Origin of the sequence: Bacteroides propionicigenes, from assembly GCF_018390535.1 — a bacterium.
Taxonomy (GTDB): Bacteria; Bacteroidota; Bacteroidia; order Bacteroidales; family Bacteroidaceae; genus Bacteroides; species Bacteroides propionicigenes.
In genome coordinates this window covers 115374-136389 of the sequence record NZ_JAHBBW010000008.1, presented here as the reverse complement: position 1 = coordinate 136389, position 21016 = coordinate 115374, and the positions used below count along the sequence as shown (strand labels likewise).

23 protein-coding genes are annotated in these 21016 nt (G+C 44.1%); 17 read left to right on the top strand and 6 right to left on the bottom strand.

The features are described 5' to 3' along the window. The first annotated feature begins 7 nt into the window (after window positions 1-7). From KG118_RS11305 to KG118_RS11295, 3 genes are read left to right on the top strand one after another with little or no spacing between them, the layout of a single operon-like run. The gene (locus KG118_RS11305) at window positions 8-829 is read left to right on the top strand and encodes a metal ABC transporter permease (RefSeq protein ID WP_117711005.1); all 822 of its coding nucleotides are present in this window, start codon (window positions 8-10) and stop codon (window positions 827-829) included. Continuing rightward, entirely contained in the window at window positions 829-1254 is a 426-nt protein-coding gene (gene tsaE, locus KG118_RS11300; protein WP_117711004.1) for a tRNA (adenosine(37)-N6)-threonylcarbamoyltransferase complex ATPase subunit type 1 TsaE, read from the top strand. The genes KG118_RS11305 and tsaE overlap by 1 nt, the downstream gene beginning before the upstream one ends. A gap of 36 nt (window positions 1255-1290) precedes the next feature. Continuing rightward, window positions 1291-1509, top strand: a complete 219-nt coding sequence (locus KG118_RS11295) for an immunity 17 family protein (RefSeq protein ID WP_117711003.1) — start codon at window positions 1291-1293, stop codon at window positions 1507-1509. 86 nt (window positions 1510-1595) lie between these two features. On the opposite strand, the gene KG118_RS11290 is transcribed toward KG118_RS11295, so the two are convergent. The 3 genes from KG118_RS11290 to dnaE form a co-directional block, all read right to left on the bottom strand. Continuing rightward, window positions 1596-1928, bottom strand: coding sequence for a hypothetical protein (locus KG118_RS11290; protein ID WP_117711002.1), 333 nt, complete (start codon window positions 1926-1928; stop codon window positions 1596-1598). A gap of 20 nt (window positions 1929-1948) precedes the next feature. Further along, a complete protein-coding gene (gene trxA / locus KG118_RS11285) occupies window positions 1949-2263 on the bottom strand; it encodes a thioredoxin (RefSeq protein ID WP_117711001.1) in 315 nt (104 codons plus the stop codon). Between the two features lie 85 nt (window positions 2264-2348). Further along, window positions 2349-6146, bottom strand: a complete 3798-nt coding sequence (gene dnaE, locus KG118_RS11280) for a DNA polymerase III subunit alpha (RefSeq protein ID WP_117711000.1) — start codon at window positions 6144-6146, stop codon at window positions 2349-2351. A gap of 172 nt (window positions 6147-6318) precedes the next feature. Between dnaE and KG118_RS11275 the strand changes: the two genes are divergently transcribed. The 3 genes from KG118_RS11275 to KG118_RS11265 all read left to right on the top strand — a co-directional run bounded on the left by KG118_RS11275 (window position 6319) and on the right by KG118_RS11265 (window position 8091). Further along, a complete protein-coding gene (locus tag KG118_RS11275; RefSeq protein ID WP_117710998.1) occupies window positions 6319-7008 on the top strand; it encodes a phosphatidylserine decarboxylase family protein in 690 nt (229 codons plus the stop codon). Between the two features lie 2 nt (window positions 7009-7010). Then, entirely contained in the window at window positions 7011-7718 is a 708-nt protein-coding gene (gene pssA / locus KG118_RS11270) for a CDP-diacylglycerol--serine O-phosphatidyltransferase (protein ID WP_117710997.1), read from the top strand. A 67-nt stretch (window positions 7719-7785) separates the two neighbouring features. Next, window positions 7786-8091 carry a DUF4834 family protein gene (locus tag KG118_RS11265; protein ID WP_117710996.1) on the top strand — a complete coding sequence of 102 codons (306 nt, stop codon included), beginning with the start codon at window positions 7786-7788 and terminating at the stop codon, window positions 8089-8091. Here KG118_RS11265 and KG118_RS11260 read toward each other — a convergent pair. Further along, window positions 8088-8522: a nucleoside deaminase gene (locus tag KG118_RS11260; RefSeq protein WP_117710995.1), complete on the bottom strand. Its 435-nt coding sequence runs from the start codon at window positions 8520-8522 to the stop codon at window positions 8088-8090. The genes KG118_RS11265 and KG118_RS11260 overlap by 4 nt on opposite strands. 37 nt (window positions 8523-8559) lie before the next feature. Then, window positions 8560-8793 carry a hypothetical protein gene (locus KG118_RS11255; protein ID WP_004293731.1) on the bottom strand — a complete coding sequence of 78 codons (234 nt, stop codon included), beginning with the start codon at window positions 8791-8793 and terminating at the stop codon, window positions 8560-8562. Between the two features lie 84 nt (window positions 8794-8877). On the opposite strand from KG118_RS11255, the gene KG118_RS11250 reads away from it, so the two are divergent. The 4 genes from KG118_RS11250 to KG118_RS11235 all read left to right on the top strand — a co-directional run bounded on the left by KG118_RS11250 (window position 8878) and on the right by KG118_RS11235 (window position 11775). Then, window positions 8878-9243 (top strand): YraN family protein, encoded by a 366-nt coding sequence (locus KG118_RS11250; protein WP_117710994.1) that lies wholly within the window; start codon window positions 8878-8880, stop codon window positions 9241-9243. 22 nt (window positions 9244-9265) lie between these two features. Continuing rightward, window positions 9266-9622: an MmcQ/YjbR family DNA-binding protein gene (locus KG118_RS11245; protein WP_117710993.1), complete on the top strand. Its 357-nt coding sequence runs from the start codon at window positions 9266-9268 to the stop codon at window positions 9620-9622. Next, window positions 9606-10379: a biotin--[acetyl-CoA-carboxylase] ligase gene (locus KG118_RS11240; RefSeq protein WP_118322913.1), complete on the top strand. Its 774-nt coding sequence runs from the start codon at window positions 9606-9608 to the stop codon at window positions 10377-10379. The genes KG118_RS11245 and KG118_RS11240 overlap by 17 nt, the downstream gene beginning before the upstream one ends. 64 nt (window positions 10380-10443) lie before the next feature. After that, a complete protein-coding gene (locus KG118_RS11235; protein ID WP_117710991.1) occupies window positions 10444-11775 on the top strand; it encodes a zinc-dependent metalloproteinase lipoprotein in 1332 nt (443 codons plus the stop codon). Window positions 11776-11809: 34 nt separating this feature from the next. On the opposite strand, the gene KG118_RS11230 is transcribed toward KG118_RS11235, so the two are convergent. After that, window positions 11810-12493 carry a tetratricopeptide repeat protein gene (locus KG118_RS11230; RefSeq protein ID WP_117710990.1) on the bottom strand — a complete coding sequence of 228 codons (684 nt, stop codon included), beginning with the start codon at window positions 12491-12493 and terminating at the stop codon, window positions 11810-11812. A gap of 171 nt (window positions 12494-12664) precedes the next feature. Here KG118_RS11230 and KG118_RS11225 point away from each other — a divergent pair, with 171 nt between their 5' ends. From KG118_RS11225 to KG118_RS11195, 7 genes are all read left to right on the top strand, one after another. After that, on the top strand, window positions 12665-13972 hold the full coding sequence (locus tag KG118_RS11225) for an MATE family efflux transporter (protein WP_117710989.1): 1308 nt from the start codon (window positions 12665-12667) through the stop codon (window positions 13970-13972). Between the two features lie 77 nt (window positions 13973-14049). Further along, window positions 14050-14637: a helix-turn-helix domain-containing protein gene (locus KG118_RS11220; RefSeq protein WP_117710988.1), complete on the top strand. Its 588-nt coding sequence runs from the start codon at window positions 14050-14052 to the stop codon at window positions 14635-14637. A gap of 158 nt (window positions 14638-14795) precedes the next feature. Then, complete coding sequence (locus KG118_RS11215; RefSeq protein ID WP_117710987.1) at window positions 14796-17294, top strand: heavy metal translocating P-type ATPase; 2499 nt, start codon at window positions 14796-14798, stop codon at window positions 17292-17294. Window positions 17295-17364: 70 nt separating this feature from the next. After that, window positions 17365-18075: a UMP kinase gene (gene pyrH / locus KG118_RS11210; protein ID WP_117710986.1), complete on the top strand. Its 711-nt coding sequence runs from the start codon at window positions 17365-17367 to the stop codon at window positions 18073-18075. A gap of 94 nt (window positions 18076-18169) precedes the next feature. Next, window positions 18170-18730, top strand: coding sequence for a ribosome recycling factor (gene frr, locus KG118_RS11205; protein WP_009122921.1), 561 nt, complete (start codon window positions 18170-18172; stop codon window positions 18728-18730). Between the two features lie 112 nt (window positions 18731-18842). After that, on the top strand, window positions 18843-19775 hold the full coding sequence (gene rsgA / locus KG118_RS11200; RefSeq protein WP_117710985.1) for a ribosome small subunit-dependent GTPase A: 933 nt from the start codon (window positions 18843-18845) through the stop codon (window positions 19773-19775). A 137-nt stretch (window positions 19776-19912) separates the two neighbouring features. Continuing rightward, entirely contained in the window at window positions 19913-20995 is a 1083-nt protein-coding gene (locus KG118_RS11195) for an efflux RND transporter periplasmic adaptor subunit (protein ID WP_117710984.1), read from the top strand. Window positions 20996-21016 lie beyond the last annotated feature (21 nt).

Here is a 21016-nt window from a genome sequence, read left to right as displayed (position 1 = left end):
CCGCCACATGGAACTGTTACAATATACTTTTTTTCAACATGCCCTTATCGGCAGCCTGCTGGCAAGTATTGTTTGCGGAATTATCGGTACATACATCGTTACCCGGAGACTGGTATTCATCAGTGGCGGACTGACGCATGCTTCTTTTGGAGGTATAGGAATGGGGTTGTACACGGGAATCTCGCCGATTCTTTCGGCAGCTATCTTTTCAGTACTGTCAGCATTCGGTGTGGAATGGCTTAGCAAACGGAAAGATATGCGTGAAGACTCTGCTATTGCAGTATTTTGGACGTTAGGAATGGCATTGGGCATCATCTTTACATTCCTGTCTCCCGGGTTCGCTCCCGACCTGTCCGCTTACCTGTTCGGAAACATCCTGACAATAACGTTTGGTGACATCGCCTTGCTGGGCGGGCTGGCAATATTGCTTATCTTGTTTTTTTCGTGTTTCCTGCATCCGATAATCTATGTAGCATTCGACCGCGAGTTTGCCCGTTCACAAGGTATTCCGGTACAAGCTTTTGAATATGTACTGATGATGTTCATCGCATTGACTATCGTGGCCTGCCTCCGTATGGTGGGCATCGTGTTGGTTATCTCATTACTGACAATTCCACAAATGACAGCCAATCTCTTTTCGCACAGGTTTCACCGTATTATATGGTTATCCATCGGTATCGGCTATCTTAGCTGCCTGGGCGGCTTGCTCATCTCATATTATCTCAATGTTCCTTCGGGAGCAGCCATAATCTTCTTCTCCATTATTATTTATGCAATCTGTAAAGGAGGAAAAAGTTTTTGGCTATCTTTGCAGAAAAATACAAGATAATGGAAATCAAGATTCAGTCCTTAGACCAGATTCATGAAGCCGCCCGCCAATTTATAGAGGCAATGGGTGACAATACAGTATTTGCTCTTTATGGCAAAATGGGAGCCGGTAAAACAACCTTTATCAAGGCTGTCTGCGAAGAGCTCGGTGTATCCGACGTTATTACTTCTCCTACATTTGCCATCGTAAACGAATATCGTTCCGATATTGCCGGAGAGTTAATCTATCATTTCGACTTCTACCGTATCAAAAAGCTGGAAGAAGTGTACGATATGGGATATGAGGACTATCTGTACAGCGGTGCGCTCTGCTTCATTGAATGGCCGGAACTGATTGAAGAACTTTTACCCGGAAATACCGTGAAAGTCACTATTGAAGAGGTGGAAAACAGTGAACGGAAAGTTACATTGGAACAACTGGATTAATACACGTTACTAATCATACAACCACCAACGCCCCACATGAGCCAATACATCGTTCAAGGCATCTTTGTCGTAGCGGGAGTTATCTCCCTATTAGCCGCAATTCTGGATTGGAATTGGTTCTTTACCGCCCAAAACACCCAGTTTGTAGTACGAAACGTAGGTCGCCGACAAGCACGCTGGTTTTATGGCGTATTAGGAGTGATACTCATCGGAATGTCAGTATTCTTCTTTCTGAATACTCCACCGATAGCATAAAAAGGAAAAACAATAAACAAACATTTATAAAGAAAAAAGGCGCGGATTTAAATCCGCGCCTTTTTTCTTTTTGTCTAAGCTGTGACTTACTCATCGTCCAAAGATTCAGTATATTCCATTTCACCTTGTACAATGAACAGAATTTCATCCGGATCGTAATCGCCCATCTCATCTTTATGAGCTTCCTTGATGATGTAGTCTACGATTTTTCCCAGATCAACTTCGATATATCCATCACCGTCGGGCTGCACATCAAGGATGCCGCTCTCGGAATAATACTCGTCAATCAAATCGAGGAAATAATAAAACTCGTCGTCAGAGAACTTCTCTTTCAACTCCTGCGGCAAATAGTTTTTGATGTACTCAATGGTCTTTTCATCATCGAGATCATTCTTCAAAAAATCGTCTTCCAGTCCCATAGCTTTATATTTTAAAAGGATTATAACAATGCCTCAATTTTTGTTACATAAGTAGGTTTGGGGGCAGAACCTACTTGTTTATCCACCAACTCTCCGTTCTTAAAGAACAATACGGTAGGAATGTTACGGATACCGTATTCGGCAGCCACATCACCGTTGTCGTCTACATCACATTTACCGATAAGGACTTTGCCTTCATATTCACCTGCCAGTTCTTCAATGATAGGACCTACCATTTTACAAGGTCCGCACCACGGTGCCCAAAAGTCAATTACTACAGGTTTACCCTCTGCCAAGATTTCCTTGAAATTGTTGTCTGTAATTTCTAATGCCATTTTTCTAATTATTAAGTTTAAATATTAATTCAATACTCCTGTATCAAGCATCATCCACTCATTATTATCAGTGAAGCAAAGATAATTAATTTATCCGAAACTCAAGCTCCGGACGCTCTTTTAAATAAGAGATAAGTTCACGACCTACGGAAAGCTTCACCGGACGGGACACTAAGTCAACAGTCATCTTATTATCCGGATCAGTCACTCTGAAATAGAGTTCCGTAGTGCCGGGACGGTCTTTCGTCAGTTCCGCCAACTCCGTCACCAAAGCCTTGTTCAATACACTGAGCGGAATAAGAATCGTTATCTTCTCTATCAGCTTCTCTTTTACGTCAGGCAGCAACTCCATAGAAGTAATCTTCAATTCCAATTCATCTTGCCGCCACTGTTTAGGTTGACAACGCGCCTTTATATAAAGGAAAGTACGCTCACCTAAATAACCCTGATAAGTCACCCAGTCATTTCCGAAGAAAGGCAACTCCGCCGAACCTGAATAATCCTCTATCTTGGCAATACCATAAGGGTTGCCGTTTTTGCTGATACCCCGGCGAACAGAAGTAACGATACCTCCCATAGTAATTTCACGTCCCACAAGGGCTGTTTTATCTTCCAACTCCGCCATATGAGTATTACAAACGTGTTCCAATACTACGGAATATTCATCCAGCGGGTGAGCGGAAAGGTAAATACCAACTAAATCACGTTCTTTATTCAAACGGTCAAGGTCACTCCAATGCTCTGCAGGAAGAATCTCCGGAGTAGCAATATCCACTACATTCTCACCACCGAACAAAGAATTGACCGCCGCCGCTTTATCCGCTTGATAACGGTTGCCGTAGCGTACCAATGTCTCAATAAAGGCTTCATTCTTGGCATTGACGGCAAAGTACTGTTCACGCTTCAACTCCGGGAAACTGTCAAAACCACCGGCAAGAGCGAGGCACTCCAAGTTCTTCTTGTTACAAGCGTTCAAGTTGACACGCTGTACAAAATCGAAGATACCCGTATACAGACCGTTTTTCTGACGTTCTTCCATAATGCTTTGCACAGCTCCTTCACCCACTCCTTTCACAGCTCCCAATCCGAAACGGATGTTACCCTCAGGGTTGACGGTGAACTTCAAGTTCGATTCATTTACGTCCGGGCCAAGTACTTTAATACCCATTGACTTACATTCGTCCATGAGTTTGGTTATGGTTGTTATATCAGACAAACTTCGGCTCATTACGGCAGCCATGTATTCTGCCGGGTAATTGGCTTTCAGGAAAGCTGTTTGATAGGCTACCCATGAATAGCAGGTGGCATGAGATTTATTGAAAGCATAAGATGCAAACTTTTCCCAGTCCGTCCAAATTTTTTCGAGCACCTTTGGGTCATGACCGTTTTTCTGCCCACCGGCAATAAACTTCGGCTTCATATGGTCCAGTTTATCACGCAGCTTCTTACCCATTGCCTTACGCAAGGCATCGGACTCACCGCGGGTAAAGTCCGCCAACAAACGGGACAGAAGCATGACCTGTTCCTGATAGACAGTAATACCGTACGTGTCCTTCAGATATTTCTCCATTATGGGAATATCATACTCGATAGGCTTGCGTCCCCACTTACGGTCGATGAAGTCAGGGATATAATCCATAGGTCCCGGACGGTAGAGGGCATTCATGGCAATCAAATCCTCGAAGGTGCCTGGCTGCAACTCACGCAAGTATTTCTGCATACCGGCAGATTCAAACTGGAACGTACCGATAGTCCGTCCGTCACAATATAATTTATAGGCGGCAGGGTCGGTAATGGAAATCTTGTCAATATCCAACGCCATTCCCCGATGCAAACGTATATTTTCAACAGCTTCTTTAATGATTGAGAGAGTCTTCAATCCCAAGAAGTCCATTTTAATCAAACCTGTATCCTCGATAACAGAGCCTTCATACTGAGTAACGAGCATCTTCTCACCGGTTTCCTTATCATCCGCCGTGCTAACCGGAACCCAGTCGGTGATGTCGTCACGACAGATAATTGTACCGCAAGCGTGTACACCTGTACCACGAACATTCCCTTCCAGCATCTTGGCATACTTCAGCGTATCACGAACCAATGGGTCGGGTGACGCTTCGGCTGCCTGCAACTCCGGTACATAAGCTATGGCATTGGGAAGATTCAGCTTCTTATCAGGGATTTTATCGGGAACTAGTTTCGCCAAGCGGTCGGATTCCGATAAGGGCAGCTTTTGTACACGGGCAACATCCTTAATAGCCAATTTGGTTGCCATAGTACCATACGTAATGATATGCGCTACCTTTTCTTGTCCGTATTTTTCCGTTACCCAACGCAGCACTTCACCACGTCCGTCATCATCGAAGTCAACATCGATATCGGGTAAGGAGATACGGTCCGGATTAAGGAAACGCTCGAACAGCAAGTCATACTGAATAGGGTCTATCTTGGTGATGCCCAAACAATAGGCTACTGCCGAACCGGCTGCCGAGCCGCGTCCCGGCCCCACCGAAACTCCTAATTGTGTACGAGCTGCATTGATAAAGTCCTGTACAATCAAGAAGTAACCGGGAAAACCCATTGTCTTCATGATATACAACTCAAATACCAAACGTTCTTTTACCTCATCCGACAGCGGATCTCCATAAATCCGTTTGGCACCGTCAAACGCCAGTTTGGCAAGATAGTCGGCCTCCAGTTTGATACGATAAAGTTTCTCATAACCGCCCAAACGCTTAATTTTGGCTTTGGCGGCTTCTTCATCCAAAACTACTTTGCCGTTTTCATCTTGCGTAAACTCATCAAACAAATCCTTTTCCGTATATTTCTTCCGATATCCTTCTTCCGTTCCAAAATCCTCGGGAATGGCAAAAGTGGGCATGATAGGCGCATGGTCGATTGAGTAATACTCCACTTTATCCAAAATCTCCAACGTATTGGAAAGAGCTTCGGGAACATCAGCAAAAAGCGCATTCATTTCCACTTTTGTTTTCATCCACTCTTGCTTGGTATAAAGCATGCGGCTCGGGTCGTCCAAATCCTTACCGGTACTCAAACAGATAAGACGATCGTGTGCCTCAGCATTTTCTTCATCCACAAAGTGAACATCGTTGGAACAGATTACTTTCACATTATATTTCTTGGCATATTCAAGCAACTTGGCATTGGCTTTCTGCTGCAAGGGATAAGCTTCGTGGTTGGCACGAGAAACAGTTGCCTTATGGCGTTGCAACTCCAAATAGTAATCATCCCCGAAAAGATTCTTATACCAACGAATAGCTTCTTCAGCTTCCTCCAATTGGTCGTTGATAATTTTTTTAGGGACCTCACCACCGATACAGGCAGAGCAGACAATCAATCCTTCGTGATATTTCTCCAGCTCGTTTCGGTCGGTACGAGGACGCATATAATATCCCATGGTCCATGCACGAGATACCAGCTTAATAAGATTGTGGTAACCTTTTTCATTCTTCGCCAATACAATCAAGTGATAACCGCTTTGGTCGGGCTTACCCTCTTTCTTGTCCATCGTACGGCGCGCTACATACATCTCGCAGCCGATAATAGGCTTGAACAGCTTATTCTCCGCTTCCGTTATTTTAGCCTTGCAAGCCGCTATTTCAGCTTTCTTATCCTCACACGCAATTTCGCCACTCTCTATGCCTGCAATCCGTTTCTTCAGATCTTTTATTTCCCCTTTCGGACCACCGTTCTTTTTATTAACATAGTTGGTGAACTCTTTGATGCCAAACATATTGCCATGGTCGGTAACGGCAATACCTTTCATACCATCTTTCATCGCCTTGTCTACCAAACGGCTTACACTGGCCTGACCATCAAGGAGTGAATATTGGGTATGTACGTGCAAATGAACAAAATCCTGCATAAATATATCCTTTCTATAAGTGAGCATAAAGGTACGACCTATGCGGTATCTAACAAAAATATTCCTCGAAAAGTTATCAACACCTATAATTCTATGACTAAATTCTTGTTAGATTTTCAAAATAAGCCTATTTTTGCAGATAATTTGCATCAAAAAGAATAAAACAAGATACATGGGTCGACTTAAAAAATTAAAGAAAATACGTATTCACCGTGAAGGAACACATACACTGGCCGGCAGTTTATTGTTGATACTCGCTGTAAACGCCGGGCTTTACTTTGGTTTGGAGTGCAAAGTTCCTTTCTACGTAGTGGCAGTCATCAGCCTTGTTATTTATGGCATCTTAGTAAATTTCTTCCGCTGCCCTATACGTTTGTTCGGCCAGGAAGAAACTGAGAAAATCGTAGTTGCCCCTGCTGACGGAAAAATTGTGGTAGTAGAGGAAGTTGAAGAAACTGAATATTTCCATGACCGGCGCATCATGGTTTCCATATTTATGAGCCTGGTCAATGTACACGCTAACTGGTATCCCGTAGACGGAACCGTTAAATTGGTATCTCACCAGAACGGCAAGTTCATGAAAGCATGGCTACCTAAAGCAAGTACTGATAATGAGCGTTCTACCGTAGTAATTGAGACCCCTGAAGGTGTGGAAATCATGGCACGCCAAATTGCAGGTGCTATGGCACGCCGCATCGTAACTTATGCAGAACCGGGCGAAGAATGCTATATTGACGAACATATGGGCTTCATTAAATTCGGTTCACGCGTGGACGTATTCCTCCCTTTGGGCACAGAAGTTCTCGTTAAACTCGGACAACTGACTACCGGTAATCAAACCGTAATAGCAAAACTTAAATAACAATGGCAAATTGCATCACCCGTTCTATCCCTAACACCTTAACCTGTCTGAACTTATTCTCCGGGTGTATTGCTTGTGTCATGGCATTTGAAGCCAACTACAATCCGGCACTTGTATTCATTATCCTTAGTGCCGTATTCGACTTCTTCGACGGTATGATGGCACGCTTATTAAACGCACATTCTCCTATCGGAAAGGATTTGGACTCTTTGGCAGATGATGTCAGCTTCGGTGTAGCACCCTCATTAATAGTATTCTCCTTATTTAAAGAGATGCATTATCCGGTATCTATGGAGTTTATCGCCCCTTATATGCCTTATACCGCATTTCTTATTTCCATATTTTCGGCTTTACGTTTGGCAAAGTTCAACAACGATACCCGCCAAACAAGTTCTTTTATCGGAGTTCCAGTTCCTGCCAACGCTCTCTTCTGGGCATCATTGGTGGCAGGAATACACCCCATACTCATATCCGAAAACTTCAATCCCTTTTATCTGTTAGTGCTGGTTTGCCTGTTTTCGTGGTTGTTAGTATCGGAGATACCGATGTTCTCATTGAAGTTCAAGAATCTCGCATGGAAAGACAATAAAATAAGCTTTATTTTCCTGATTGTCTGTATTCCACTTCTTGTTTTTTTAAAGGTTAGCGGCTTTGCAGCGGTAATTGTATGGTACATCTTACTGTCACTTCTAACAGGAAAACGTAAATAAACATTTTCTTGGCACAGTTGTTGTACTATCGTTCGCTGAAAACGAACACATAAAAAGACATTAGCCCATGTTTCATTTTTTAGGTTTCTTATTTATTATTCTAATAGCTATTCTGTTTATCGGACTTAGCATCATTGGTACCGTTATCCGAAGTATCTTCGGATTAGGAGGACACCGTTCATCAAAAACATACCGGAATGACAACGGGAACTACCAATCAGGAAAGGGATATTCTTATAATGACGGACAACAATCCACTTCTACCAAAGAAACGATACGAGAAGAAGAAATAACTCCGCACTCGGCTTCCCGCAAGAAACTATTCTCACAGGATGAGGGAGAATATGTGGATTTTGAGGAAATTAAAGATTAGCGGCGCTTTGCTGCAAAAAATTCTTTCATCAATGCAGCGCATTCATCCTCCAATACTCCTTTTACAACCACTGTCTTAGGATGCAGGGCTTGCGGCGCATAACGTTGATATCCCCGCTTTTCATCTTCCGCTCCAAATACCAAGCGCCCCATTTGCGCCCAAGCAATAGCGCCGGCGCACATCACACAAGGCTCCACAGTAACATAAAGGGCACATTCATTCAGATATTTACCACCAAGAGTAGACGCAGCGGCAGTAATAGCCTGCATCTCGGCATGGGCAGTGACATCCGTCAAAGTTTCCGTTAAATTATGGGCACGAGCAATGATACGGCCTTTGCAAACGACCACTGCACCTACAGGCACTTCGCCACGTCCCCCTGCTTTTTGTGCCTCAAGAAGGGCCTGTCTCATATAGTCAGTATCTGTCATCTTTTCTCCTCAAAACTTTCATTCAAAACGTATCAACTCACCTTCGCATATCATGTTCGCCAAACAAGGTAGGATAATCTTCTTCCATATTCTTATGGATAAACATGAGAATAGTCTCCCTTAACCAGCGTGATTTGTTCGTTATCTTATACTTCTCCAGATAACGGTCTACAATCCGCAGTTCTTCTTCGCTCATCAGGCATACCATGCGCTGCTCGCGTTTAGGTTCTTCGGGTGTGGCTTTCGCACACGTTTTGTCTCTCTTTCTCATATTTCTTTGCAAAATTAGTTTTACTTCTGTAAAAACAAAGCAGAAAAAACGTATTTTTGTAGTGAAAGAAAGAAAATCATAACTATGGCAATACATAATGCTTTAGGAAAAGCTGGAGAAGATGCAGCTGTATTCTATCTGGAACGTAACGGATATGCGATACGCGACCGGAATTGGCGAAAGAATCATCTGGAGTTAGACATTATTGCAACTAAAAATGATGAGTTGATCATTATAGAAGTAAAAACCCGAAGTAACACAAAGTGTATTGAGCCACAAGATGCCGTTAACCGACAAAAAATCCGCCGTATTGTCATAGCTGCCGATGCGTACATTAAACATTTTTGTATTGATGCACCTGTACGTTTTGACATTATTACAGCCGTAGGTGATACCGATGCTTTTAAAATAGAGCATATCAAAGAAGCATTCTATCCACCTATGTTTTAAGAATCCTCATAGCTAAAATAATATGGATATAGAAACTGCCCGCGAATATTGCCTCAGCAAAAAAGCTACGACCGAAGATACTCCTTTCGGTGAAGATTTCCTTGTTATCCGAGTATTGGGAAAGATGTTTTTATGCATCAACCTCAACACTCCAAACCGCATCACCATGAAATGCGACCCGGAATATGCACTGGAATTACGTGACCATTACAATGCCATTGAAGGTGCCTGGCACTTCAATAAGAAATACTGGAACCAGGTATTTCTGGACCGTGATGCAGATGACAAATTAATAAGACATCTTATAGACCACTCTTACGAAGAAGTAATAAAGAAATTCACTAAAAAAATGCACAATGAGTATGAAACCCTGCCCTGAATTCTTTCCTTATCCGCTGATAGCATTGGATGAAACAGACTCAACCAACCGATACCTCAGCCAATTATGCAATGAGTTACAAGAAACCATTGAAGAACTGACTACAGTTACAGCTGAATTCCAAAGTGCCGGTAAAGGGCAGCGCGGTAATACTTGGGAAGCCGAAAGAGGCAAGAATCTACTTTTCAGTTTTGTTCTTTATCCCACTTTTCTGGAAGCACGCCGCCAGTTTATCCTATCGCAAATCGTTTCTCTCTCCATAAAAGAAGAGTTGGACAGATGGTCAAACGAGATTACAATAAAGTGGCCGAATGACATTTACTGGAAAGACAAAAAGATTTGCGGTATATTGATAGAGAATGATCTGTCCGGCCAATTCATCGGACGCAGCATCTCTGGTATCGGAATCAACATCAACCAAAATGAATTTTACAGTGACGCTCCCAACCCGGTATCTCTGAAACAAATCACCGGACAGGAGCACAACCGCCATGAAATTTTGTCGCACATCCTGAAACGGATACAAATCTACTATAACGGTTTGCGAACAGAAGAACACAATACTTATTCCGCTGAAATAGCCACCCGTTATGCCCGTGCCCTATTTCGCCGCAGAGGCTTTCATCCTTATGAAGATGCCAACGGTAAGTTCTCCGCCCGCTTGCTGCGTGTGGAACAAGATGGGCGTTTTGTCTTGGAGGACGAAAGTGGGAAAGAACGGGAATATCTATTTAAAGAGGTACAATACATTGTTTAATCAAACAATTTGGTAAACATTATCTTAACAGAACATATTCTGTACGAAGCTAATCTATAAAATCATGAAAATACAAACTTTAATCGTAATCGCCCTATCAAGTTTTATTTTATATAGTTGCGAAGACAATGAAACCAACTATTTAGAGCTATCTGAATCGTCATTCAGTAACGTCAGCAGCGATGGAGCGACATTGACTGTCGATATAACGAGCAATGTAGAGTGGCAAGTATCTAAAACCGCACAATGGTGCAATATTACCCCCGATAAAAGCTTCGGCAACCAAGCACTAACTCTGCAAATAGAAGCCAACCCTGACAATAAAGAAAGAAAGGTAATAGTAACAGTTACATCGGCTGTTCTCAAAATGAGTAAAAAAATAGAAATCACTCAGGCAGCAGGATATACATCGATAGAACAGTATCACTACAAACTCCCCGTGATTTTCCATGTGCTATACAAAGATAAATCAGCCCCAGAGCAATACGTCAGTCAAAATCGTCTGTCAAAAATATTAGATAGGGTAAACAAACTTTATAAAAATAGTTCACAGAGTGTAGACATGAATTTAACATTCACACTCGCTACTATCCGTCCAAATGGAGAAACCATGGAAAAACCGGGTGTAGAGTACATTTCATGGCCGGATAGTTATCCGATAGATTGCGATATCTTTATGAATGACGATGTAGAAACGGGAAAAGGTTATGTGAAATACCTATGGGATCCTAACGAGTATATTAATATAATGGTCTATAACTTCACAAATAATCCAACTGACAATGTAACAGCATTAGGTATATCACACTTACCTTATACTACAAAGGGGCCAAATAGTTTGGCAGGTCTCACCAACATCAATGAGTCTCATTTAGAATTGAAGAACTTAGCCTTTCCCTATTGTGTATCCATCAACAGTTTGTTTATTAACGAAGAAAGTACGGAAACCATGTACAACACAGCAGATGTTACTGTTACATTAGCCCATGAATTAGGGCATTACTTAGGTTTGCATCATGTATTCTATGAGACAGAAAGCGAGACTGAAAGCAAAAACGGTTGTAAAGATACTGACTATTGTACAGATACTCCTACTTATAATAAGGAACAATACGATATTGATTATGCATACATTGCATCAGCAGAACCGGACAAGTTTACATTTGCCTATCTGGTGAACCGTGACAATTGCCTGACCGGTGAACGGTTTACCTCACGTAACATCATGGATTATGCAGTCAGCTATTCAGACCAATTCACCCCAGAACAGCGAACACGCATTCGCCATGTTTTGATGTACAGTCCTCTGATACCAGGGCCAAAAGTAGGTCAGGAAACAAGTACACGTTCTGTACCGAAAGGACTTATAAAATTGCCGATTCAAACAATCAAGTAAACATCACACAATATACAATAAAAAGAGATGAACATCATTTGTTCATCTCTTTTTCCAATATCTTTATCCGTTCCAATGTTTTTCCCGCTTCGGTGGAAGGAAACAGTTGAAGCACTTTCTGCAAATAGCTCTTAGCTTTGTCATATCCGTTGGAGAACACATCCGATAGCCCGTTACGGTAACGGGCATATTGCATACGTGTGGGAGAAACGATTTTCTTGTAGTCATCCTCCAGCGTTTTCTTCTCTTGTTCTGCCTGAAGATAGTAATAGTTACCCAAAAATATATTTGCCTGAAGATTATCCGCATCCAATGCCAGCACCTTTTCATAAAGTTTTAGAGCTTTTTTCGACTCTCCGCGCATCAACTGCATCTCCGCGCATGCCACAAGTCCGGGAACATCTTCCGGATAATATTGCAACCACTCTTTATAAAAAAGGTATGCTTTGTCGTAGTTCCGCTTATCTTTGTAGTAAGTAGCCAGTTCCCGTACGAAGCGGGAAGCCACAGCACTGTTTTTCTCAACGTGCGTCCAATAGAACATCTCTGTCTGCTCCGCTCCCATACTCGCAGCCTGGCGGAATAAACTCACGGCATAATCATCCTTACCAACCGATAAGGCATCAGCCACCTTCTGCAGCAGCACATCTGCTGATTGTGCCAGAAGTGACATTGGGCACAGCAAGAGCCCAAAGAAAAGTAAAGTTAAGGTTTTCATCTTTTAAGTCTATATTGTTTTACAGCCCGAAATCCTCCCATAGAGAATCACCCACAAATTTACAAATTTCCACATCAATCCTCAACAGCTAAAAGTAGAAATATAGTTAATCTTTCCCGTCATTTTTCCTTTTCTGCGTACCTTTGTCCTCCACCAAACAAGATATTACAAATGAAGCCTATAGACAAACAGATATTACAGATAGCCCTGCCGTCCATTGTATCGAATATAACCGTGCCTTTGCTCGGACTAATCGATGTAGCAATCGTAGGGCATCTGGGTTCTCCTGCCTATATCGGCGCCATTGCAGTAGGAGGTATGCTGTTCAATATCATCTACTGGATATTCGGTTTTCTGCGGATGGGAACCAGCGGCATGACCTCACAGACCTATGGTAAACGGGATTTATCGGAAATAGTTCGATTGCTGATGCGCTCCGTTGGTATAGGACTGGCTGTGGCGCTTTGCCTTATCATACTGCAAGTACCTATCAGGCAAGCCGCATTCCTCATTATCCACCCTACGGAAGAAGTCAGGGAAATGGCAACGCTCTATTTCCACATTTGTATATGGGGTGCTCCTGCCATGCTGGGGTTATACGGACTCTCCGGATGGTATATCGGCATGCAGAACTCACGTATCCCCATGTACATAGCTATCACACAGAATATCGTGAACATCATAGCCAGCCTCAGCCTTGTCTATGTCTTCAAGATGAAGGTGGAAGGCGTAGCGTTGGGAACATTGATAGCCCAGTATGCGGGCTTCTTCATGGGACTCATACTGTGGACGAACCGCTATGGGAAACTGAAAAAGTATATCGTCTGGAAGGGAGTACTGCAAAAGGAGGCAATGATACGTTTTTTTCAAGTGAACCGTGATATATTCCTACGGACACTGTGCCTGGTGGCTGTCACACTGTTCTTTACTTCGGCAGGCGCCTCACAGGGTGAGATTATTTTGGCTGTAAATACATTACTGATGCAACTCTTCACCCTTTTCTCTTATGTAATGGACGGTTTCGCCTATGCGGGAGAAGCCCTAAGCGGACGATACATAGGCGCTCGTAACCGGAAAGCCTTTACCAACACCACCCGGCATCTGTTTATGTGGGGAGGTTGGCTGGTCATACTCTTTACATTGATTTATGCATTGGGCGGAAATGCTTTCTTGGGACTGCTGACCGATGACAAGAATGTAATAGCCGCCGCCGACACTTATTTCTATTGGGCGCTTGCCATACCTGCAGCAGGAGTCGCCGCCTTTATTTGGGACGGCATCTTTATCGGCGCTACGGCAACACGCGGTATGCTCATGTCTATGGCAGCGGCAGCCGTCAGTTTCTTTATGATATATTACGGACTTCGCCCGGCCTTAGGCAACCATGCCTTGTGGCTTGCCTTTCTTGTCTATCTCTCCATGCGGGGAATCGTGCAAACCTTACTCAGCAGAAAAGTTATAGAAAGAAGTTTCAATTAGCCCGTCGCAAAGATAAAACCAGAAAAATAGTTAGAATAATATCCGTTCGTGCTATCTTTACCCCAAAAAAGAACCAGATGCCTGATACAACATTTAATTCGGACAATACGCTACACATCAAAAACATGGTATGTAACCGTTGTATCATGGTAGTGAAAAGCCAGCTTGAGCAGCTGGGACTGCACCCCCTGTCGGTAGAACTGGGTATCGTTACTCTGCCCGATAAAATTACCGATGAAATATACCGGAGCGTAAAAGAGTCGTTGGAGCCTTTCGGGTTCGAATTGATTGATGACAAGAAATCCCAAACAATAGAACAAATAAAAGATACCATCATAGAACTGGTACATTATAATGACAACGATTCAAAAGTCAACCTGTCCGATTACTTGGTTTCCAAATTACATCGGGATTACAGTTCATTGAGCAAACTCTTCTCGGAAGTCACCAATACCACCATCGAGAAATACCTCATTGCGCAGAAGATAGAGCGTGCCAAAGAACTGTTGGTGTACGGAGAATTATCTTTGAACGAAATAGCCGACAAACTAAACTATTCGAGCGCCGCCTACCTCAGCGCCCAATTCAAAAGCGTAACAGGACTGACGCCCAGCTATTTCAAGAAGATAAAAGAGAACAAGCGCAAGCCGCTTGACGAGATATAAGCATAATCTTGTAAATCATATCCCGAATTTTACAACACTCAGACAACTTCCTTGCCGTATATTTGTTCCACATAAAAGTTTAAAACGAGAGAACTATTAGTTTCAACCGTAGAAACCGGCAGTTTCATACTAAGAACTAAATAATTACATACAATATTATGGCAAATAAAAGCATTGTTCAAGAAACCTTTCCCGTATTAGGGATGAGTTGCGCCTCATGCTCCGCACGGGTGGAAAAGACACTGAATCACCAGTCCGGTGTCCGGAAAGCAAGCGTAAACTACGCATCGGCAATGGCAACAGTAGAATACGACTCGCAACATTGTTCTCCCGAAGTCTTACAACAAGCTGTGCAAAATGCCGGATACGACTTGCTGATAAGGCAGGACGAAGGCACAGCGGATGAAGTGGAACAGGCACACGATAAAAAATATCGCGCGCTGAAATTCCGTGCGACATGGGCCATCGTCCTGTCTGTACCGATTATGGTTATCGGTATGTTCTTCATGGATATGCCGTATGCCAATCTTATCATGTGGCTACTCTCCACTCCCGTTGTGTTTTGGTTGGGAAGAAGTTTCTTTGCCAGCGCATGGAAACAACTGAAGCATGGCAGCGCCAACATGGACACTTTAGTAGCCAACAGTACCGGAATTGCCTATCTGTTCAGCCTGTTCAATATGCTTTTCCCCGAATTCTGGCTGGAAAGAGGGATTCATCCGCACGTCTACTTCGAGGCGGCAAGCGTCATCATCGCCTTCATTCTGCTGGGACGCCTGTTGGAAGAAAAGGCTAAGGGCAACACTTCTTCCGCCATTAAGAAACTGATGGGACTGCAGCCCAAGACAGTAACCGTCATCGTTGATTCTTCATCGGAAAAGGTTGTCCCGATTGAGCGGATTCGTCCAGGAGACATTATTCTGGTAAAACCGGGAGAAAGAATTGCTGTAGACGGCAAAGTTACGGAAGGCAGTTCGTATGTGGATGAAAGTATGTTGAGCGGCGAACCGATAGCGGTAGCCAAACAAAAGGAAGCCAAAGTTTTTGCCGGTACTATCAACCAGAAAGGAAGCTTTCGGTTCAGTGCCGAGAAGGTAGGTACAGACACGCTACTGGCCAAAATTATCCACATGGTGCAAGATGCACAGGGCAGTAAAGCTCCCGTCCAGCAATTGGTGGATAAGATTGCGGGTATCTTCGTGCCGGTCATTATCGGCATTGCCATATTGTCTTTCATAATCTGGATGCTACTGGACGGGCAGAGCGGATTTACACACGGGTTGCTGGCACTGGTCACGGTGCTCATCATCGCCTGCCCGTGCGCTTTGGGGCTTGCCACTCCCACCGCCATCATGGTAGGCATCGGTAAAGGCGCCGAAAGAGGTATTCTGATAAAAGATGCCGAAAGTTTGGAAATCGCCAAAAAGATTGACACAGTGGTATTGGACAAAACCGGAACCGTAACCGAGGGAAAACCGGTAGTCAGCGATTTAGTTTGGGCTGTACGGACTGCGGGCATAGAAGATGTCTTTTACAGCTTGGAAAAGCTATCCGAGCATCCGCTTGCGGAAGCGGTGGTCCGTCATTTTCAAGACGCCCGAAACGTGGATATAGAAAGCTTTGAGAGCATCACCGGCAGAGGCGTAAAAGGCGAATGGAATGGAAAGACTTATTATGCCGGAAACCGGAAACTACTGGAAGAAAACCGAATTAACGTCAGTCAATCGCTAAGCGATGAAGCCGCCCGCATGACGGCTGATGCACAGACCGTCATCTGGTTTGCCGACTGCGAAACCGCACTGGCCATCGCAGGAATTACAGACCAAATCAAGCAGAGTTCCATACAAGCTGTCGGCGAACTGCAAGCCGCCGGCATCGATGTCCATATGCTGACAGGCGACAATGAAGCCACCGCCCGAGAAATTGCACGTAAAGCCGGCATCCTTCATTATAAGGCGGGAGTACTGCCGCAAGATAAAGCCGCCTTCATCAACAATCTCCAGAAAAACGGCAAGATAGTAGCAATGGCAGGCGACGGCATCAACGACAGCGCCGCACTGGCACAAGCCGATTTAAGCATAGCCATGGGAGGCGGCAGCGACATTGCCATGGATGTAGCCAAGATGACCATCATCTCTTCCGACCTGACCAAAATACCCGAAGCACTGAAACTCTCCAAGCTGACCGTACGCACCATTCGTCAAAACCTGTTCTGGGCATTCATCTATAATATAATAGGTGTACCCATCGCAGCCGGTGTACTCTACCCCATCAACGGATTCCTGCTGAATCCCATGATAGCCGGAGCAGCTATGGCATTCAGCAGTGTAAGCGTAGTAACCAACAGTCTGCGGCTGAAAAGAAAAAAGACAGGGAACCCGGAAAACTCCGTTGACAACCCAACAGGGCTACCGGAAAAAGAAGTAGAACCATTAACAGAAAAAATCATGAAGAAAGAATTCAAGGTAGAAGGCATGATGTGCAACCACTGTCGTATGCATGTAGAAAAAGCGTTGAACAGTATGGACGGCATACACGCCACCGTAACCCTCAATCCGCCGGTAGCAACCGTAGAGTTCTCGGAAGGCGAAAAGACACTCGACGAACTGCAGACCGCAGTAACCGCAAAGGCAGGTGACTACACACTGAAAGAATAACTGAAAATTGTTTATACCGATTGGCATTATTTTCCTATCTTTGCCGCTAAGCGAAATAAATTAATAAACTATGGCAACATACAAAAGAATCTTATTGAAACTCAGCGGCGAGAGCCTGATGGGAGAAAAGCAATACGGTATCGACGAAAAACGTCTGGCCGAATATGCAGCGCAAATTAAGGAAATCCATGAACTGGGCATACAGATTGGCATCGTTATCGGCGGCGGGAACATCTTCCGCGGACTGAGCGGTGCCAACAAAGGGTTCGACCGTGTAAAAGGTGACCAAATGGGTATGCTGGCAACCGTTATCAACAGCCTTGCACTGAGCTCGGCACTGGTGGCGGCAGGCGTAAAAGCACGTGTGCTGACAGCCGTCCGCATGGAGCCTATCGGCGAATTCTACAATAAATGGAAAGCCATTGAGTGTATGGAAGCCAGCGAAGTAGTTATCATGTCGGCCGGAACGGGTAATCCTTTCTTCACAACAGACACCGGTTCCAGCCTTCGCGGCATCGAAATAGAAGCGGATGTTATGTTGAAAGGCACACGCGTTGACGGCATCTACACCGCCGACCCGGAGAAAGACCCGACAGCAACGAAGTTCCACGACATCACTTACGACGAAGTACTGAAACGCGGTCTGAAAGTGATGGACCTTACGGCTACCTGTATGTGCAAGGAAAACAACCTGCCCATCATCGTTTTCGATATGGACACCGTAGGCAATCTTAAGAAAGTAATGCAAGGCGAAGAAATAGGCACGCTGGTACACAACTAAAAAAGGAAATAATCTGTGTAAATCTGTGTAATCTGTCGTGAAACGATTATATTTGCAGAGTTTCAAATTAAAAGCTACTTCAAACAATAGAAATATGAAAGACGTAAAAGACATCTTAGACGAAGCACAAGAGAAAATGGATATGGCTGTAATGTATCTGGAAGAATCATTGGCCCATATCCGTGCCGGAAAAGCCGACGTTCGTTTGCTGGACGGAATCCGTGTCGATTCTTACGGAAGCATGGTCCCTATCAACAACGTAGCGGCCGTAACCACCCCGGATGCCCGCAGTATCGCCATCAAGCCGTGGGACAAGAGTATGTTCCGTGTCATTGAGAAGGCAATCATCGACTCCGACCTCGGCATTATGCCCGAAAACAACGGTGAGATTATCCGCATCGGCATCCCTCCATTGACAGAAGAACGCCGTAAACAACTTGCCAAACAGTGTAAGAATGAAAGCGAAACTGCCAAAGTGAGTGTACGCAACGCACGCCGTGATGCCATCGACGCCTTTAAGAAATCTGTGAAAGAAGGATTGGCGGAAGATGCACAAAAAGGCGGTGAAGAAAAGTTGCAAAAGATTCACGACAAATATATCAAGCAGATTGATGATATGCTGGCAGCAAAGGACAAAGAAATTATGACAGTATAAATCTGAATTGACAATTGACAGTTGACAATTGACAATTACATGGTTGCACAATAGCAAGCAGGGATTGTCAATCCGGTCATTGTCAATTGTCAATTATTAATTGTCAATTGAATTGAGAGGACTGGTAATTAAAAATACAGGGAGTTGGTATCTGGTAAAGACCGACGAAGGAACATACGTTGAATGTAAAATCAAAGGCAACTTTCGTCTGAAAGGCATCCGAAGCACCAATCCGGTAGCGGTAGGCGACTATGTGCAAATCATCCTGAATCAAGAAGGGACGGCTTTCATCAGCGAAATTGAAGACCGGAAGAATTATATTGTCCGACGCTCTTCCAACCTATCCAAGCAATCCCATATCCTTGCAGCCAACCTCGACCAATGTATGCTGGTGGTAACGGTGAATTATCCGGAGACTTCCACTACATTCATTGACCGTTTCCTCGCCTCAGCCGAGGCATACCGCGTACCCGTCAACATCATATTCAATAAAACGGATGCCTACGACGAAGACGAACTTCGCTACTTGGACGGACTTATCAATCTTTATACCGCCATCGGTTACCCTTGTTTCAAAATCTCCGCCAAGACAGGCGAAGGTATCGATATCATAAAGGAAGAACTTAAAGGGAAAATAACGCTTTTCTCCGGCCACTCCGGAGTGGGCAAGTCCACCCTCATCAATGCCATCCTGCCGGAGCTGGACATCAAAACCGGTGAAATCTCCACCTACCACAACAAAGGTATGCACACCACTACTTTCTCCGAGATGTTCCCTGTACCGGGTGACGGCTATATCATCGACACTCCGGGCATCAAAGGCTTCGGAACATTCGATATGGAAGAAGAAGAAATAGGACATTACTTTCCGGAAATATTCAAAGTTTCCGCCGACTGCCGCTATAATAACTGTACCCACCGCCATGAACCGGGATGTGCTGTACGTGAAGCAGTGGAACATCATTACATCAGCGAATCCCGCTACACCTCTTACCTGAATATGCTGGAAGATAAGGAAGAAGGGAAATACAGGGCAGCGCATTAATATGAATATGCGGTAAGGTGATAAAACGATAGGATACACCTTATTACTTTATCACTTTTCTTAACTTTTCTTACTTTAAACTTTTCCATATTTCTTCCGTCCAAATCAATGGCTAAATATACTACTAATACTACAACATGAATAAGAAAGTAAAATGGGGCATCATTACATTCATTGGTGTCGGACTGATAGGCGGAGGTATTTATTCTCAGCTTCCTAAAACAAATGAAGAACTGGCGGCAGCCGATAAGGTAATGACCGGCAAACGCGGAGAGAAAAAGATTCTGAACGTAAACGCCAAAATAATAAAACCGCAACTACTAAAAGACGAAATACAAATCAGCGGTAGCCTGTTGCCCGATGAAGAAGTAGATCTTTCATTCGAGACATCCGGCAAGATTATCGAAATAAACTTTGAAGAAGGCAGTTTCGTGAAGAAAGGGCAATTACTCGCTAAGGTAAATGACCGTCCTCTCCAAGCACAGCTACAAAGATTGGTCTCGCAACTGAAGTTGGCGGAAGACCGTGTATTCCGTCAAAACGCATTGTTGGAAAGGGACGCCGTCAGTAAAGAAGCCTACGAACAGGTCAAGACCGAACTGGCGACCTTGAATGCCGACATCGACTTGGTAGAATCCAATATCGCGCAAACCGAACTTCGAGCCCCCTTTGATGGAGTTATCGGTCTGCGGCAAGTCAGTGTAGGAACATACGCTTCTCCCTCTACCATTGTAGCCAAACTCACGAAACTCTCTCCCTTGAAAGTAGAGTTTGCAGTACCCGAACGATATGCCAATGACGTAAAAATAGGTGCAGGACTAGACTTTATACTCGAAGGAAAGTTGAATACTTTCCATGCCACTGTCTATGCACGCGAATCCAAAATAGACCCTACCACCCATACACTAACTATCCGCGCGCTCTATCCCAATACCAACAGCGCCGTACTACCGGGCCGTTATGCCAGCATCAAGCTAAATAAAGATGAGATACAGAATGCGCTTGCCGTACCTTCCGAAGCTATCGTACCGGAAATGGGTAAAGACAAGATATTCCTCTATAAATCCGGGAAAGCCCAACCGATAGAGATAACGACCGGCATCCGCACTGAAGCCGAAGTACAAGTGTTGCAAGGGCTGAGCATAGGTGACACCATCATTACCTCAGGCACCTTGCAACTCCGTACAGGACTGCCAGTGACATTAGACAATATAAATTAATGATGAACTATAATCCATACT

What these genes read in the sequence shown, in the direction of transcription:
- KG118_RS11305 (WP_117711005.1), top strand. Translation starts at nt 8, where the DNA reads ATGGAACTGTTACAATATACTTTTTTTCAACATGCCCTTATCGGCAGC.
- tsaE (WP_117711004.1), top strand. Translation starts at nt 829, where the DNA reads ATGGAAATCAAGATTCAGTCCTTAGACCAGATTCATGAAGCCGCCCGC.
- KG118_RS11295 (WP_117711003.1), top strand. Translation starts at nt 1,291, where the DNA reads ATGAGCCAATACATCGTTCAAGGCATCTTTGTCGTAGCGGGAGTTATC.
- KG118_RS11290 (WP_117711002.1), bottom strand. Translation starts at nt 1,928, where the DNA reads ATGGGACTGGAAGACGATTTTTTGAAGAATGATCTCGATGATGAAAAG.
- trxA (WP_117711001.1), bottom strand. Translation starts at nt 2,263, where the DNA reads ATGGCATTAGAAATTACAGACAACAATTTCAAGGAAATCTTGGCAGAG.
- dnaE (WP_117711000.1), bottom strand. Translation starts at nt 6,146, where the DNA reads ATGCAGGATTTTGTTCATTTGCACGTACATACCCAATATTCACTCCTT.
- KG118_RS11275 (WP_117710998.1), top strand. Translation starts at nt 6,319, where the DNA reads ATGGGTCGACTTAAAAAATTAAAGAAAATACGTATTCACCGTGAAGGA.
- pssA (WP_117710997.1), top strand. Translation starts at nt 7,011, where the DNA reads ATGGCAAATTGCATCACCCGTTCTATCCCTAACACCTTAACCTGTCTG.
- KG118_RS11265 (WP_117710996.1), top strand. Translation starts at nt 7,786, where the DNA reads ATGTTTCATTTTTTAGGTTTCTTATTTATTATTCTAATAGCTATTCTG.
- KG118_RS11260 (WP_117710995.1), bottom strand. Translation starts at nt 8,522, where the DNA reads ATGACAGATACTGACTATATGAGACAGGCCCTTCTTGAGGCACAAAAA.
- KG118_RS11255 (WP_004293731.1), bottom strand. Translation starts at nt 8,793, where the DNA reads ATGAGAAAGAGAGACAAAACGTGTGCGAAAGCCACACCCGAAGAACCT.
- KG118_RS11250 (WP_117710994.1), top strand. Translation starts at nt 8,878, where the DNA reads ATGGCAATACATAATGCTTTAGGAAAAGCTGGAGAAGATGCAGCTGTA.
- KG118_RS11245 (WP_117710993.1), top strand. Translation starts at nt 9,266, where the DNA reads ATGGATATAGAAACTGCCCGCGAATATTGCCTCAGCAAAAAAGCTACG.
- KG118_RS11240 (WP_118322913.1), top strand. Translation starts at nt 9,606, where the DNA reads ATGAAACCCTGCCCTGAATTCTTTCCTTATCCGCTGATAGCATTGGAT.
- KG118_RS11235 (WP_117710991.1), top strand. Translation starts at nt 10,444, where the DNA reads ATGAAAATACAAACTTTAATCGTAATCGCCCTATCAAGTTTTATTTTA.
- KG118_RS11230 (WP_117710990.1), bottom strand. Translation starts at nt 12,493, where the DNA reads ATGAAAACCTTAACTTTACTTTTCTTTGGGCTCTTGCTGTGCCCAATG.
- KG118_RS11225 (WP_117710989.1), top strand. Translation starts at nt 12,665, where the DNA reads ATGAAGCCTATAGACAAACAGATATTACAGATAGCCCTGCCGTCCATT.
- KG118_RS11220 (WP_117710988.1), top strand. Translation starts at nt 14,050, where the DNA reads ATGCCTGATACAACATTTAATTCGGACAATACGCTACACATCAAAAAC.
- KG118_RS11215 (WP_117710987.1), top strand. Translation starts at nt 14,796, where the DNA reads ATGGCAAATAAAAGCATTGTTCAAGAAACCTTTCCCGTATTAGGGATG.
- pyrH (WP_117710986.1), top strand. Translation starts at nt 17,365, where the DNA reads ATGGCAACATACAAAAGAATCTTATTGAAACTCAGCGGCGAGAGCCTG.
- frr (WP_009122921.1), top strand. Translation starts at nt 18,170, where the DNA reads ATGAAAGACGTAAAAGACATCTTAGACGAAGCACAAGAGAAAATGGAT.
- KG118_RS11195 (WP_117710984.1), top strand. Translation starts at nt 19,913, where the DNA reads ATGAATAAGAAAGTAAAATGGGGCATCATTACATTCATTGGTGTCGGA.